Genomic DNA, 14,278 nt, shown 5'->3' on the forward strand with positions numbered 1-14,278 from the left:
CGCCGCCGCGGCTCCGGCCGCTGCCCCGGCGGCGGCTCCGGCTCCGGCGGGCGCCACCGCTCTGGCCGACGCCGGCCCGGCGGCCCGCAAGCTGGTCGCCGAGAAGGGCCTCGACGCCTCGCAGATCGCCGGCACGGGCAAGGACGGGCGCATCACCAAGGGCGACGTGATCGACCACGCCGCCAAGCCGGCCGCCGCTCCCGCCGCCGCTCCGGCCGCCGCTCCGGCCGCCGCCCCGCAGAAGTACCAGTGGACCGCCGGCACCGCGGGCGACCGTCCGCGCGCCGCGCAGGAGGAGCGGGTCCGCATGACCCGTCTGCGCCAGCGCATCGCCGAGCGTCTGAAGGAGGCCCAGAACAGCGCCGCCATGCTGACCACCTTCAACGAGGTGGACATGACCAACGTCATGGCGCTGCGCAACGAGTACAAGGACTTCTTCGAGAAGCGCCACAAGGTGCGTCTCGGCTTCATGTCCTTCTTCGTGAAGGCCGCGATCCAGGCGCTGAAGGAGATCCCGGCGGTCAACGCCGAGATCGACGGCACCGACCTCGTCTACAAGAACTACTACGACATCGGCGTCGCCGTCGGCACGCCGCAGGGTCTGGTGGTTCCGATCGTCCGCGACGCCGACAAGCTCGGCTTCGCCCAGATCGAGGGCAAGATCGGCGAGCTGGGCAAGAAGGGCCGCGACGGCAAGCTGTCGATGGACGAGCTGACCGGCGGCACCTTCACCATCTCCAACGGCGGCGTCTACGGCTCGCTGATGTCCACCCCGATCATCAACCCGCCGCAGTCGGCCATCCTGGGCATGCACAAGACCCAGGAGCGTCCGGTCGTCGTGAACGGGAAGATCGAGATCCGCCCGATGATGTATCTGGCCCTGTCCTACGACCACCGCATCATCGACGGCAAGGAGGCGGTGACCTTCCTCGTCCGCATCAAGGAAAACATCGAGGACCCGCGGCGCCTGCTGCTGGACGTCTGAGATGCACATAGGGACTGCGGGAGGCACCGTCCTCCCGCACCCGACCACCGGGGGACGAAAGCCTCCGGACTTAAAAAAGGCGCCGCGCGGCGCCTTTTTCTTTGCCGTCACACCGTCGAACGTCCATCACACCAGCACGGCGGCGATCCGGGCAGCGGTGTCCTCCGGCTTCACCACCCGCTCGGCGGGCAGGCGCAGCGTCATGGTCGTCCCGGAGCCCAGCGTGCTGACGCAGGTCAGCGAGCCGCCGTGCAACTCCATGAAGTTCTTGGAGATCGACAGTCCCAGCCCGGTGCCCTCGAACTGGCGACTCGCCGAGTTGTCGGCCTGTCGGAAGGGCTGGAACAGATGCTCCATGAAGTCCTTCGGGATGCCGATCCCGGTGTCGGTCACCGACAGGGCCAGGGCGCCGTCCTCCTCGACGCGGGCGGCCAGGGTGACGCTGCCGCCCTCCGGCGTGAACTTCACGGCGTTGGACAGCAGGTTCAGCAGCACCTGCTTGAAGGCGCGTCGGTCCACCCAGATGGCGGGAAGGCCGCCGGACACGCCGTTGCGCAGGTCCACCCCGCTGTCGGCGGCGCGGTCGCGGACCATGGTCAGGCATTGGGCCACCGCCTCGCAGGGGTCGATCACCTCTTCGGACAGCTCGTAGCGGCCCGCCTCGATCTTCGACATGTCGAGCACCGCGTTCACGATGTCCAGCAGATGCTTGCCGCTGTCGTGGATGTCCTTGGCGCAGGATTTCTGGCGGTCGTTGAGCTTGCCGAAGAACTCGCTGTCGAGGATCTCCGAGAAGCCGATGATGGCGTTCAGCGGCGTCCGCAGCTCATGGCTCATATTGGCCAGGAATTCGGACTTGGCGCGGTTGGCCATTTCCGCCTGGCTCTTGGAGGCGAGCAGTTCGGCCTCCTGCTGCCGGCGCTTGGTGACGTCGCGGATGACGCCGACGAAGACGCGCCGCGCCGCCCCCTTCTCCTCCGGCCCACTCTCCTCCGGTCCGCTCTCCCCATCCGGTCCACCCAGCCGCAGCGCGCTGACCGCCAGATTGATCGGGAAGGTGCTGCCGTCGCGGCGCAGCGCCAGGACCTCGCGATCGTTGCCGATGATGCGCGAGCCGGCGTTCGGGCGGTAGCCGGCCATCGAACGGTCGTGGCCGGCGCGGAAGCCTTCCGGCAGCAGGATGTTGACGCTCTGCCCCACCACCTCCGCCTCGGCATAGCCGAACATGCGCTCCGCCGCGGGGTTGAAGGTCTCGATGATGCCGCGCGAGTCGATGGTGACCACCGCGTCCACCATGGATTCGAGGATTCCGCGGATGCGGCGGGAGGCGCGCTCCAGCCGGTTCTGGTCCTGCTCCCGCCGGGACTGCTGCCGCTCCACGTACCAGGTCAGCAGGGCGATCACCACGGACATGGCGAGGCCCATGGCGATCCACACCGCGCTGTCGCGCTTCCATTCGCCCAGCGCCTCGGCCTTCGGCAGGGTGGCGGCGACGGTGAAGGGATAATCGGCGACGCGGCGGACGCTGGCGATGCTGGGGCGCCCGTCGGTGGGCAGCACGGTGTCCAGCGTCGCCGCGTCCCGCGTGCGCAGCGCCGCGTCGACCTCCGGCCAATCGGCCAGCGTGGCGAGGCGCCGGCGGCCCTCGTCCCAGGGGCGGTGGATCAGCACCGTGCCGTCGGCCAGCGCCAGGGTGACCGTGCCCTCCAGCCCCAGCCGCAACCCCTCGAAGCCGGCCCCCAGCCGCAAAGGATTGATCATGGCGACCACCACCCCGGCGAAGCTGCCGTCCGGGTGGGACCAACGGCGGCTCATCGGAATGACGTAGGTGCCGGGGAAGGCCATGCTGGGGACCGGCGCGCCGATGTGAAGCCCGCCGTCCGAGGCGTTCTCGTCCCGGTGGGCCGCGAAATAGGGCCGGTTGGTCAGATCGAAGGCCGGGGGGCTGCTGTCGGCGGAGTGGTGCAGGATGCGCCCCTGCTCGTCCACCACGATCAGGCCGGAAATCGGGCCGATGGCGTCGCGCCGGTTGCGCAGAAGGGCGTTCACCGACGGCGCCGCCGCGGTGCGGGCCTGCGGATGGGTGTCCAGGATGGTGACCAGATCGGACAGCAGCAGGTCCACGCTGAACACCGTCCGGACGGCCTGCTCCTCCAGGATGCGGGCGAGGTTGCGGGTCGAGCGCTCGGCCCCATGGACGGCCTCGGCGTGGCGCTGCCAGACGCCGTAGGCGATCATCGCGTTCACCACGACGATGAAGGCCACCCCGGACGCCCTCATCAGGAAGCGCACCGACCCCAGAACCTCGAACAGCCGCTCCCCCAGTCCGGAGGGTGGCAAGTTCTCATCGCGAACCGGATTGCGGCTGGCCATGGCTGTGAACAAATCTCCGCACGCAGTCCAAACGGGGCCGTTAAGGGACCGACCGCGTGGCATTACCCAACGCAAGACGGTACCGCCCTCGGCCACCGCCAATCTCGCGCGAAAACCATAATGGAAGTTTAACCTTAATGCATCAATGAACCCGACCCGCCGGACGGTCGATTGGCGCTTTGCCTGACGCCCGCCGAGCGTTAAGAATTCGCGGGGGTCGGGGATCGTTGCGCAAAGGAACAGGGACGATGAACAGCCAGAAAGACCGCAAGGCCGCGATCCTCGCCGCCACGCTGTCGTCGCTGTGGACGGACACCGAACCCGCCGTGCGCGAGCGCGTGACCGCCATCGCGCTCGCTGACGCCGACGCGATCTCGGACATCTTCTACGCAATCCTGCTGGACCGCCCGGACAGCAACGCCTTCCTCAGCCACACGCTGGTCCAGGAACGGCTGCGCCCGTCGCTGGCGCGCTGGATCTCTGCGCTCTTCACCGCCTCCACCGACGAGGCCATTGCGGCGGTGCTGGAGCAGAATTACCAAGTCGGGCTGATCCACGCCCGCATCAACATCCCGCTGACGCTGGTCAACGCCGGAATGCGGATCGTCAAGAAGGAGCTGTCCGCCCGCCTGCTGGCCGCCGACCTCAGCCGCGCGCAGACCGCGTCCGCCATCCTGTTCGTCGGCGAGTTGCTGGACACCGTGCTGGACAACATGCACGAGGCCTATCTGGGCGACCTGTTGGGCAACGTCCGCCATCAGCAATCCCTGAAGATGTTCATGAGCGGCCCCAACCTGGCGCTGGAGGGCGAGCGGCTGAAATCATCGCTGTTCGATTGGCTGCGCAACACGGTTGTGTCCTTCTACGCGCACGAGGACAGCAATCACGCGAGCCCGCCGCCCATCGAATCCTCCGATTTCGGCCTGTGGCTGAACCACAAGGCGGAGCTGACCTTCGGCCGCGTGACCGAATTGGACCTCATCCGCGAGCGCACCACCCGCATCAGCGCCAAGGTGACCGCCGCGGTGGAGGGCGGCTTGATCACCCCCGCCTTCGTGAAGGAGCTGAACAACGACGTCACGGAGATCGCCTACGTCCTCGGCACCATCATCGGGAAGGCGATGGAGATCGAAAGCGGGCGCGACCCGCTGACCCGCCTGCTGACGCGGCGCTTCATGCCGGCGATCTTCCAGCGGGAGGTGGCCATCAGCCTGCGTCACGGCAAGCCCTTCGCCGTGCTGCTGATGGACGCCGACCATTTCAAGACGATCAACGACACGCTGGGCCATCAGGCTGGCGATTCCGTCCTGTCGGACATGGCCGAACTGCTGCACACCCACGTCCGGGCCGGCGATTTCGTCTTCCGCTACGGTGGGGAGGAATTCCTCATCCTGCTGACCGAAATGGACGAGGCGGCGCTGCGCGTGAAGGCCGAATGGCTGCGTCAGACGGTCGAGGAGCATTGTTTCCATGGCACCGGGGGCGCCGGCAACGGGCTGCGGGTCACCGCCTCCATCGGGGCGGCCCTGCACGAGGGGCACCCGGATTACGAACACACCGTCCGCCGCGCCGACGCCGCGCTCTACGAGGCCAAGCGCCAGGGCCGCAACCGCGTGGTGATTGCCTGAATGGTGATCGCCTGAGCGCGGCTGCGTCCCGGCATCGGGCGTTGCCCTGCGGTGACGCATCGGCTACGTAAGACCTTTCCCTGCCGAGACCTGCGAATTCCATGTCTGACGGACCGCTTTCGCTCTACCGGGCCCGCCGCGGCACCGGGACGCTGCGCCCCGACCCCGATCAGGAGCTGGCCGCCGAGAAGCTCCAGAGCCTCCACAAGGCGCTGAAGGGCTACAGCCCGCAGCCCGCCGGGAAGGCCGGCGGCGCGAAGGCCGGCTGGCTGGAGCGGTTCGGGTTGGGCCGCCCGCGCTCCGAACCGGCGGAGGCGCCGCAGGGCCTCTACATGTACGGCGGCGTCGGACGCGGCAAGTCGATGCTGATGGACCTGTTCTTCGACACCGCCCCGGTGGAGAAGAAGCGCCGCGTCCATTTCCACGAGTTCATGCTGGAGGTGCACGAGCGCATCCACCAGCACCGCCAGTCGGGCAAGAGCAAAGGCAAGGACGCCGACGACGCTCTGCCCGAACTGGCCCGCGCGCTGGCCGACGAGGCGTGGCTGCTCTGCTTCGACGAGTTCCACGTCACCAACGTCGTGGATGCGATGATCCTCGGCCGGCTGTTCACCAGCCTGTTTGACCTCGGCGTGGTGGTGGTCGCGACGTCCAACTGGCCGCCGGACATGCTCTACAAGGACGGGCTGCAGCGCGAGCTGTTCCTGCCCTTCATCGCCCTGCTCAAGGAAAAGCTCGACGTCCTGGCGCTGGAGGGCCCGACCGACTACCGGCTGGACCGGCTCCAGGGCAAGCCCGTCTATTTCTGGCCGCTCGGTGCGGAGAGCGACGCCAAGATTCGCCGGACCTTCGAGACGCTGACCGATGGCGCCCGGGGCGAACCGGCCCATCTGTCGGTCCAGGGCCGGCGGGTGGAGATCGCCTGCGCCGCCAAATGCGTCGCCCTGGTGGATTTCTGGAGCCTGTGCGGCAAGCCGCTGGGCGCTGCCGACTACATCGCCATCGCGACGCACTTCCACACCGTGCTGATCCACGGCGTGCCGACGATGAAGGACGAGCTGCGCAACGAGGCCAAGCGCTTCATGACGCTGATCGACGCGCTCTACGAGCACAAGGTCAACCTCGTGGTCGCCGCCGAAGGCCCGCCGGAGCGGCTGTATCCCGAGGGCACCCACGCCTTCGAATTCGAACGCACGGTCAGCCGCCTGATGGAGATGCAGTCCGAGGACTACCTGCGCCAGCAGCACCTGACCTGAGGGGTCGCGGTCCCGCGCTTCCGCCCGTGTTACCACAGGGATGCCGTCCTACTCCCGTTTCGCGCCGCAGATAAAGGGGCGTCCGACGTTGTATTGCTGAACGTCGGTCCAACGGCGAGGGAGAGGGCGAGGCATGCCTTGGCGGTCCCGGTGCGGTGCACTGACGCTGGCGCTATTACTGACGGCACCGATCCAGTCCGCCCCCGCCGCCGGGGCGGGCAGCGTCGATTGCTGGCTGCTCGACGGGGAGGCGCTGACCCAGGCGCGCGAGGGCGGCTTGTGCAAGGACGCCTTTTCCCGCAATTCGCAGACCGGGGCGGCGCCGGTCGTCCCGGTCACCGCGGCTCCACTGCCGACCCGCAAGCCCGACCCGCCCCCGAAGAAGCGGGTCGTCACCGTCCAGCGCAAGGCGAAGGCGCAGCCGGACTCCCGGGCGGCGGCCATCGTCCGGCCCGCGGGCCGGAGCGGAGCGGTCGCCGAGGTGGATTTCGGCACCCAGTTCAAGCGCGACTGGAACGCCCTGATGAAGAAGCTGCTTGAGCCTTGAGACCCTCAGGTGCGGGCTTCGTCCAGCCATTTCCTCACCGCGGGCGGCTCGTAGGCCGCGAAGGCGTCCAGGATGCCCGCCGCCGTGTCGCGGACGATCAGCATGTCGCGGTGCTTGGGCTGCATGAAACGCTCCCCCGCCACATGGTCGAGGAAGCCGGCCAGCCCATCGTAGAAGCCGGAGGCGTTGAGCAGGCCGCAGGGCTTGTCGTGGCGGCCGAGCTGCGCCCAGGTCCACACCTCGAACAGCTCCTCCAGCGTGCCGATTCCGCCGGGCAGCGCGATGAAGCCGTCCGACAGCTCGGCCATCAGGGCCTTGCGCTCGTGCATGGTGGCGACGATCCGCAGCTCCTGAAGGCCCTGATGGCCGACCTCCTTGTCCATCAGGAATTGCGGGATGATGCCGGTGACCGTGCCGCCCGCGGCCAGGACCGAGTCGGCGATCCGGCCCATCAGGCCGGTCCGCCCGCCGCCGTAGACGAGGCCGATGCCACGCTCCGCCATCTGGTGGCCAAGCTGTTCCGCGGCCTCGCCATAGGCCGGGTTGGTGCCGGGGTTGGACCCGGCATAGACGCAAATCCGCATGTCGTTCCTCTGTGCGCGCCCTCTCTCGGACGCGTGTCGTAACAGGTGGCTTACCGGACGCGGGTGACCGTGAAGCGCTGGCTGGGGTTCACGAACTCGTCCTGCGCCGCGATCAGTTGCAGCTCCCGCGTGCCCATCCGGCGGGTGGTCTGGAAGATGGCGTAGATGGCCGCCGCCGCCTGCTCCAGCGCCTCGGCCGGATCGAAGGCCTTCAGATAATGGGCCAGGAACAGGGCGGCCACCGCGTCGCCCGACCCGTTGGGCGGCGGGTCCAGCGGCAGGCGCGGGGTGGAGACCAGCCACGCGCCGTCCCGGTCGTCGGCCAACATCTCGATGTGGCCGGGGTCGGCGTCCTTGCGGGTCAGGCTGGTCACCAGGACCAGACGCGGACCGCGCTCCCGCAGGGCGGCGGTGGCGGCCAGCGCGTCGTCCAGCGTCTCCACCGTCCGGCCGGTCAGATACTCCAGCTCGAACTGGTTGGGCGTCATCAGGTCGGCGGCGGGCACGGCGTGGTCGCGGATGAACTCCGGCAGGCCGGGGCGCACGAAGAAGCCACGCCCGACGTCGCCCATCACCGGGTCGCAGGCGTAGACGGCGCGCGGGTTGGCGGCCTTCAGCCGGGCCGCCGTCTCGACGATCACCTGTCCCAGCCCGACGTCGCCCATGTAGCCGGAGAGCAGCGCGTCGCAGGTGGGCAGGACGCCGCGCGCGGCGACGCCGTCCATCAGGTCGGCCACATGCTCCGCCGTGAAGACCTGTCCGGTCCATTCGCCGTAGCCGGTGTGGTTGGAGAACTGCACCGTGTTCACCGCGATGGCGTCGCAGCCCAGCCGTTGCAGCGGGAACACCGCGGCCCGGTTGCCGACATAGCCGTACGCGACGTGGGACTGGATCGAAATGACGGTCTTCATGGGCGGACGATCCGAAAGGTTGGGGGCGCATCCTAAACCGTCCGCGCCACACGCTGGGGATGTTTCCATGCAGACCAGCCCTACGCACCGCATGGACAGTCCGCGCTCCTGCGGCTAATCCTGCGGCAACGACACAAGACCGCTTGAGGGAATGCCATGGCCGCCACCGCCCGCCCGCGCCGCAGCGTGCTCTACATGCCCGGCTCCAACGCCCGCGCCCTGGAGAAGGGGCGCAGCCTGCCCGCCGACGGGCTGATCCTCGACCTGGAGGACGCCGTCGCCCCCGACGCCAAGGCGGAGGCCCGCGCCACCATCAAGGCGTCCATCGCCGCCGGCGGCTATGGCGGGCGGGAGCTGGTGGTCCGCAGCAACGGGCTGAACACCCCCTGGGGCTACGACGACCTCGTGATGGCGGCCTCCAGCGGGGCCGACGCGGTGCTTCTGCCGAAGGTGGAAAGCGCCGCCATGGTCCGCCAGGCGGAGGCGGTGCTGCGCGCCAACGGCTCGCCGGACGGGCAGACCATCTGGTGCATGATGGAGACGCCGCTCGGCATGCTGAACGCGAAGGAAATCGCCGGGGCCAGCCCGAAGCTGGGCGGGCTGGTGATGGGCACCTCCGACCTCGCCAAGGATCTCCACGCGGCCCACACGCGCGACCGGCTGCCGATGCTGACCAGCCTCGGCCTTTGCCTGCTGGCGGCGCGGGCCTACGGCCTCGCCATCCTGGACGGGGTTCATCTCGACCTGAACGACGACGCGGGTTTCGCGGAGTCCTGCGTCCAGGGGCGGGAGCTTGGCTTCGACGGCAAGACGCTGATCCACCCCAAGACCATCGCCGCCTGCAACGCCGCCTTCGCCCCCGGCGAGGAGGAGGTCGCCCAGGCCCACCGAATCATCCAGGCCCACGCCGAGGCCGTCGCCCAGGGGAAGGGTGTGGTTCTGGTGGATGGGCGGCTGGTGGAGAACCTGCACGTCGAGAACGCCCGGCGCCTCGTCGCGCTGGCCGAGGCGATCCGGGCGCTGGCGACGGCGGGCTGAGGCCCGCAGCTCCGCTCACCGGGAAACGCTCAGGAATCGCGGCGTGCCTGGGCGTCCTTCACGAACTGCGACACCCGCCCGATCTCGCGTGGATCGGTGTCGACCGTCCGGCGCCCGCTGGGGATCGGGCGCATGCCTTTGCGAGGGGTGCGTCCAGGGGACGGGTGCTGGGGCTCCGCGTTCTCCCTGCGCTTCAGGGCGTCCTGAAGGTTGGCTTGGATGATCTCCCGCCGCCGCTCGGCGCGGAACCGTTCCAGCCGCCCGTTCACCCGCTTCAGCGCCCGCGCGTAGACCTGCTTCTTGGCGGACAGGCCGCGCTCGCTGGCGTCGGCCGATTGCTGGCCGGTGCCGCTGGCCTTGCCCCGCCGTCCGCGGCGGCGCGAGGCGATGATGTCGCGCGCCCGGTCGCGCTCACCGCGCAGCCAGCGGGCGAGCGTCAGGGTCTCGTCGGGCGGCAGGGACTCCAGATCCGGGTAATGGCTGCGGCGGACCTGCTCGAATTCCTTCTCGGACAACAGCCGTCGTTCGCCCGTGAGTTCGACTCCCATCGTTGAACCTCTCTGCTTCGTGGTCCCGCTTCGGCTTACCCCCGTCCGGTCAACCGATCGGGACGCGAAGCGTTCCCCCGGTACTGTCCGATGCGTTCCGCTGCCACTTACGGGTGCCGAGGGAAGCGGAATCACGACCTCACCGGAACCAAGTCGTCCCCCATCGGTTTTCCGACATGTGGCAGAGGTGGAGGTTGAAGATGGCCTCGAAAGACAACGGCCAAGGCGAAGTCCAGTCCGGGAACGGTCGCACATCGAACCGCGGCTTCGCGTCGATGGATCGTGACCGGCAGCGCCAGATCGCCAGCAAGGGCGGGGAAAGCGTGCCAGCCGACAAGCGCAGCTTCTCCAAGAACCCGGAACTCGCCGCGGAGGCGGGGCGGAAGGGGGGCCGGAGTGTACCGGCATCCTCCCGCAGCTTCTCCAAGAACCCGTCCCTGGCCGCCGAAGCCGGGCGGAAGGGCGGGCAGGCGAGCCATGGCGGACGCGGCGCCGCCCTGCGTCCGGGCGAAGGCGACTGACGGCACCGACGAAAAAAGCCCCTCTCCGCGTTGGAGAGGGGCTTTCTTTTCGGCGTCCTCTGGTCGGCGTCCTCCGGCCCGCCGGGCCGGGGCCCGCGACCGGTTAGGAGGCCAGCTTGTCCAGCTCGCGCAGGATCGAGTCGCCCATGACGGTCGTGGAGCAGCGGGCCATGCCCGGCGCCATGATGTCCGCCGTGCGCATGCCGCCCGACAGCACGTTCTGCACGGCCTTCTCCAGCATCTTCGCCTCCGCGTCCATGTCGAACGAGTAGCGCAGGCACATGGCGAAGGACAGCAGCGTCGCGCAGGGATTGGCGAGGTCGCGGCCGGCGATGTCCGGGGCGGAGCCGTGCACCGGCTCGTAGAGCGCCTTGCGCTGGCCGTTGGCGTCCGGAGCGCCGAGCGAGGCCGACGGCAGCATGCCGAGCGAGCCGGTCATCATCGCCGCCTCGTCCGACAGGATGTCGCCGAACAGGTTGTCGGTGACGATCACGTCGAACTGCTTCGGGTTCTTCAGCAGCTGCATGGCGCCGTTGTCGGCGTACATATGCTCCAGCGTGACGTCGGAGAATTCCTCCTGATGGAGCTTCGTGACTTCCTGGCGCCACAGGAGGCCCGATTCCATCACGTTGGCCTTCTCCATCGAGTGGAGCTTGTTGCCGCGCTTGCGCGCCAGCTCGAAGGCGACGCGGGCGACGCGGCGGATCTCGCTGGTCGTGTAGACCTGGGTGTTGACGCCGCGGCGCTCGCCGTTGCCGATGTCGGTGATGCCGCGCGGCTCACCGAAATAGACGCCGCCGGTCAGCTCGCGGACGATCAGGATGTCCAGGCCCCTGATGACGTCGGCCTTCAGGGTCGAGGCGTCGACCAGGGCGTCGAACACCACCGCCGGGCGCAGGTTGGCGAACAGGTTCAGCTCCTTGCGGAGCGTCAGCAGACCGGCTTCCGGACGCTTGGTGTAGTCGGTGGGGTTGTCCCACTTCGGGCCGCCGACGGCGCCCAGCATCACCGCGTCCGCCGCCAGCGCGTCGGCCAGCGTCTCATCCTTCAGGGGAACGCCGTAGGCATCGATCGCCGCACCGCCGACCAGCCCCTCGGTGACGTCGAAGGTGACGTTGCGCTTGCGGTCGAGCCAGTCGATGACCCGGCGCACCTGGCGCATGACCTCCGGACCGATCCCGTCGCCGGGCAAAAACAGAAGCTTCTTGTTGGCGGGCATGGCGCACGCACTCCCCATTGGAGACTTTATCAGTGTTGTCTAATCTGCGGACCGACAGGCCGGAAGGTGGGTCCCATCCCGCCGGTCCGCAAGGCCGTCATGGCCTGTATCGATTGGCCCGATACCGTTGACCCGGATCAGCCCCAGAGCCAGGGCTGGCCGCCGCGCTGCTTGCCTTCATACTGGTCGATGAAGGCGGCCTGCTGCATGGTCAGCCCGATGTCGTCCAGCCCGTTCAGCAGGCAATGCTTGCGGAAGGGATCGACCTCGAAGCTGATCTTGCCGCCGTCCGGCCCGGTGATCTCCTGTTTCTCCAGATCCACCGAGACGATGGCGTTCGACCCGCGCGACGCGTCGTCGAGCAGCAGGTCAACCTGCTCCTTCGGCAGCTTGATCGGCAGGATGCCGTTCTTGAAGCAGTTGTTGAAGAAGATGTCCGCGAAGCTCGGCGCGATGATGCAGCGGATGCCGAAATCGGCCAGCGCCCACGGCGCATGCTCACGCGAGGAGCCGCAGCCGAAATTGTCGCCCGACACGAGGATCTTGGCGCTGCGGTAGGCCGGCTTGTTGAGGACGAATTCCGCGACCTCGGCACCCTCGGGGGTGTAGCGCATCTCGTCGAAAAGATGCTTGCCCAGCCCGGTCCGCTTGATGGTCTTCAGGAATTGCTTGGGAATGATCATGTCGGTGTCGACGTTGATCATCGGCAGCGGCGCCGCAACACCGGTGAGAACCGTAAACTTTTCCATCGCCAGAATCCTGTCGCGCAAAAGAGGCGCAAGCGTGTGCATGCGGAGTTCGGTGAATAGCAGACCCGTCCCGCCATTGCCAGAGGAAGCTTGCCGCAAATGCCGCCCGCGGCGCGCGATTCCGTATCCCGGAACACAGCCGGACGCAACGAAATTGCTCCCGAATTCCCTCCGCCATGCCCGGCCTTGGCATCCGGTCCTTGCTGCGGAGCCTTCCCTCGCCTACCAAGGGGCCGACGCTCCCCTGGGTTCCGCGATCTCCATGACATTGCTCCCCGCCGCCCGCCGCCCGCGCACCGCGGCGCTCTCCTTCCTGCTGCTGGCCCCGCCGCTGTACGGCCTGTTCGGGCTGTCGCTCGGCATGGACGCCAACTGGGATCTGCGGAACTACCATTGGTACAACGCCTACGCCCTGCTGACCGGGCGGCTGGGCATGGACATGCTGGCGGCGCAGATGCCCAGCTTCTACAACCCCCTGCTGGACGTGCCCTTCTATCTGCTCGCCAGCCATCTGCCGGCGCGCGCGGCGGGCTTCGTCTGGGGGACGCTGCACGGGCTGAACCTCGCGCTGGCCTTCCTGCTGGCCCACGCCACGTTGCGCGTCGGCGGTGCGGGGCGGCGGGTGGCCCTGGCCGCCCTGCTGGCGGTGATGGCCGGCTTCGGGGGCGGCACGCTGGGACTGCTCGGCACCACCTTCCACGACAACATGGTCAGCCTGGGCGTGCTCGGCGCGCTGGTCGTGGTGGCGGGGTCGCTGCCGCAACTGATCGACGGGCCGGCGCCCGGCGCCTTCGCGCGGGTGGCCGCGGCGGGGCTGATGGCCGGTGCGGCGATGGGGATGAAGAACCCCACGGTGATCTACGCGGTCGGGCTCTGCCTCGCCTTCCTGGCTGTACCGGCGCGGCCCTGGCGGCGGCTGTGGCTGTCCTTCTTCTTCGGCGTCGGGGTGCTGGGCGGGCTGGCGCTGTGCGGCGGCTTCTGGATGGCCCATTTGTGGGTGGAGTACGGGAATCCCGTCTTCCCGCACATGAACCAGATCTTCAAGTCGCCCTTCGCCGCGCTGTCCGGTTACGTCAACGTCAGCTTCTTCCCGGACTCGCGGCTGGAGCGCCTGTTCTTTCCGTTCTCCTTCCCCTTCGCACCGCTGAAGGTCGGCGAGGTGCCCTTCTTCGACCTGCGCGTCCTGGTGCTGTTCGTCCTTGTGCCCGTGGCCGCCGCGCTGGCGCTGCTCGGGCGGGCGCTCCGCCGACCGTCGGCGGAACTGACCGACACCGCCGCCACCCGCTACCTGCTGACCGCCATGGCGGTGACCTACGCGCTGTGGGTCGGGATGTTCTGCATCTACCGCTATCTGGTGCCGCTGGAGATGCTGGCCCCGCTGGCCATCGTCATGGCGGCGGGCCTGCTGCCGGTGCCGCGCCGGGCGGCGCTCGTCCTGGCGGCGGCGCTCCTGCTGCTGGTCCAGGCCACCGCCCGGCCCGCCGACTGGGGCCGCGCGCCGTGGAGCGACCGCTGGGTGGAGGCCGCCGTGCCGACCATCGAGGCCCCGGACGACACGATGGTGCTGATGGCCGGCTACTGGGCGATCTCCCACGTCATCCCGGCCTTCCCGCCGCGCATCCCCTTCGTGCGCATCCAGTCCAACTTCCTCCAGCCGGACTCGGTCGGCAACGGCTATCTCGCCCTGATGCAGGACAAGGTGGGGGCGCACCGCGGTCCCTTCCTGATGCTCAGCACGATCCCCGACACGCCCGGCGCGGCGAAGGCCGCCGCCCTTCTGGGGCTGCGGGTGGCGCAGGACAACTGCCGCGTCATCCCCAACAACCTGGGCGAGCCGCTGAACCTTTGCGCCGTGACGCGCATGGCGGACCATGAAAGGTCAGTGGATTAAATCAGGCGATTGTGCTGTTTAACCCTGC

13 protein-coding genes are annotated in these 14,278 nt (G+C 68.6%); 7 read left to right on the top strand and 6 right to left on the bottom strand.

Features of this window, described 5'->3' with window-relative positions:
* Positions 1 to 985 (top strand): 2-oxoglutarate dehydrogenase complex dihydrolipoyllysine-residue succinyltransferase (odhB, locus tag AC1DVI_RS09315; RefSeq protein WP_476957721.1); only part of this gene is annotated, 985 nt, incomplete at its 5' end.
* Positions 986 to 1,111: 126 nt separating this feature from the next.
* Here the strand turns inward: odhB and AC1DVI_RS09320 are convergent.
* Positions 1,112 to 3,325 (bottom strand): ATP-binding protein, encoded by a 2,214-nt coding sequence (locus AC1DVI_RS09320; RefSeq protein ID WP_476957722.1) that lies wholly within the window; start codon positions 3,323 to 3,325, stop codon positions 1,112 to 1,114.
* 281 nt (positions 3,326 to 3,606) lie between these two features.
* Here AC1DVI_RS09320 and AC1DVI_RS09325 point away from each other — a divergent pair, with 281 nt between their 5' ends.
* From AC1DVI_RS09325 to AC1DVI_RS09335, 3 genes are all read left to right on the top strand, one after another.
* Entirely contained in the window at positions 3,607 to 4,986 is a 1,380-nt protein-coding gene (locus AC1DVI_RS09325; protein WP_476957723.1) for a diguanylate cyclase, read from the top strand.
* Between the two features lie 101 nt (positions 4,987 to 5,087).
* Complete coding sequence (gene zapE / locus AC1DVI_RS09330; protein ID WP_476957724.1) at positions 5,088 to 6,242, top strand: cell division protein ZapE; 1,155 nt, start codon at positions 5,088 to 5,090, stop codon at positions 6,240 to 6,242.
* A gap of 133 nt (positions 6,243 to 6,375) precedes the next feature.
* Positions 6,376 to 6,789: a hypothetical protein gene (locus tag AC1DVI_RS09335; RefSeq protein ID WP_476957725.1), complete on the top strand. Its 414-nt coding sequence runs from the start codon at positions 6,376 to 6,378 to the stop codon at positions 6,787 to 6,789.
* A 5-nt stretch (positions 6,790 to 6,794) separates the two neighbouring features.
* Here the strand turns inward: AC1DVI_RS09335 and AC1DVI_RS09340 are convergent, their stop codons facing one another.
* Both AC1DVI_RS09340 and pdxY read right to left on the bottom strand, forming a co-directional pair.
* On the bottom strand, positions 6,795 to 7,373 hold the full coding sequence (locus AC1DVI_RS09340; protein ID WP_476957726.1) for an LOG family protein: 579 nt from the start codon (positions 7,371 to 7,373) through the stop codon (positions 6,795 to 6,797).
* 50 nt (positions 7,374 to 7,423) lie between these two features.
* Positions 7,424 to 8,284, bottom strand: a complete 861-nt coding sequence (gene pdxY, locus AC1DVI_RS09345) for a pyridoxal kinase PdxY (protein ID WP_476957727.1) — start codon at positions 8,282 to 8,284, stop codon at positions 7,424 to 7,426.
* 156 nt (positions 8,285 to 8,440) lie between these two features.
* Here pdxY and AC1DVI_RS09350 point away from each other — a divergent pair, with 156 nt between their 5' ends.
* The gene (locus tag AC1DVI_RS09350; protein WP_476957728.1) at positions 8,441 to 9,322 is read left to right on the top strand and encodes an HpcH/HpaI aldolase/citrate lyase family protein; all 882 of its coding nucleotides are present in this window, start codon (positions 8,441 to 8,443) and stop codon (positions 9,320 to 9,322) included.
* A gap of 29 nt (positions 9,323 to 9,351) precedes the next feature.
* Here the strand turns inward: AC1DVI_RS09350 and AC1DVI_RS09355 are convergent, their stop codons facing one another.
* Complete coding sequence (locus tag AC1DVI_RS09355) at positions 9,352 to 9,870, bottom strand: hypothetical protein (RefSeq protein WP_476957729.1); 519 nt, start codon at positions 9,868 to 9,870, stop codon at positions 9,352 to 9,354.
* 200 nt (positions 9,871 to 10,070) lie between these two features.
* Between AC1DVI_RS09355 and AC1DVI_RS09360 the strand changes: the two genes are divergently transcribed.
* The gene (locus tag AC1DVI_RS09360) at positions 10,071 to 10,391 is read left to right on the top strand and encodes a con-10 family general stress protein (RefSeq protein ID WP_476957730.1); all 321 of its coding nucleotides are present in this window, start codon (positions 10,071 to 10,073) and stop codon (positions 10,389 to 10,391) included.
* A gap of 103 nt (positions 10,392 to 10,494) precedes the next feature.
* Here AC1DVI_RS09360 and leuB read toward each other — a convergent pair whose 3' ends face one another.
* Positions 10,495 to 11,610, bottom strand: a complete 1,116-nt coding sequence (gene leuB / locus AC1DVI_RS09365) for a 3-isopropylmalate dehydrogenase (RefSeq protein WP_476957731.1) — start codon at positions 11,608 to 11,610, stop codon at positions 10,495 to 10,497.
* A gap of 137 nt (positions 11,611 to 11,747) precedes the next feature.
* Positions 11,748 to 12,359 carry a 3-isopropylmalate dehydratase small subunit gene (leuD, locus tag AC1DVI_RS09370; protein WP_145677319.1) on the bottom strand — a complete coding sequence of 204 codons (612 nt, stop codon included), beginning with the start codon at positions 12,357 to 12,359 and terminating at the stop codon, positions 11,748 to 11,750.
* Between the two features lie 262 nt (positions 12,360 to 12,621).
* Between leuD and AC1DVI_RS09375 the strand changes: the two genes are divergently transcribed.
* Positions 12,622 to 14,250, top strand: a complete 1,629-nt coding sequence (locus AC1DVI_RS09375) for a hypothetical protein (protein ID WP_476957732.1) — start codon at positions 12,622 to 12,624, stop codon at positions 14,248 to 14,250.
* Positions 14,251 to 14,278: the final 28 nt, after the last annotated feature.

This window comes from Azospirillum sp. P4_B5 (assembly GCF_056402275.1).

Coding starts and splice junctions, on each gene's coding strand:
- AC1DVI_RS09325 (WP_476957723.1), top strand. CDS start 3,607: ATGAACAGCCAGAAAGACCGCAAGGCCGCGATCCTCGCCGCCACGCTG.
- zapE (WP_476957724.1), top strand. CDS start 5,088: ATGTCTGACGGACCGCTTTCGCTCTACCGGGCCCGCCGCGGCACCGGG.
- AC1DVI_RS09335 (WP_476957725.1), top strand. CDS start 6,376: ATGCCTTGGCGGTCCCGGTGCGGTGCACTGACGCTGGCGCTATTACTG.
- AC1DVI_RS09340 (WP_476957726.1), bottom strand. CDS start 7,373: ATGCGGATTTGCGTCTATGCCGGGTCCAACCCCGGCACCAACCCGGCC.
- pdxY (WP_476957727.1), bottom strand. CDS start 8,284: ATGAAGACCGTCATTTCGATCCAGTCCCACGTCGCGTACGGCTATGTC.
- AC1DVI_RS09350 (WP_476957728.1), top strand. CDS start 8,441: ATGGCCGCCACCGCCCGCCCGCGCCGCAGCGTGCTCTACATGCCCGGC.
- AC1DVI_RS09355 (WP_476957729.1), bottom strand. CDS start 9,870: ATGGGAGTCGAACTCACGGGCGAACGACGGCTGTTGTCCGAGAAGGAA.
- AC1DVI_RS09360 (WP_476957730.1), top strand. CDS start 10,071: ATGGCCTCGAAAGACAACGGCCAAGGCGAAGTCCAGTCCGGGAACGGT.
- leuB (WP_476957731.1), bottom strand. CDS start 11,610: ATGCCCGCCAACAAGAAGCTTCTGTTTTTGCCCGGCGACGGGATCGGT.
- leuD (WP_145677319.1), bottom strand. CDS start 12,359: ATGGAAAAGTTTACGGTTCTCACCGGTGTTGCGGCGCCGCTGCCGATG.
- AC1DVI_RS09375 (WP_476957732.1), top strand. CDS start 12,622: ATGACATTGCTCCCCGCCGCCCGCCGCCCGCGCACCGCGGCGCTCTCC.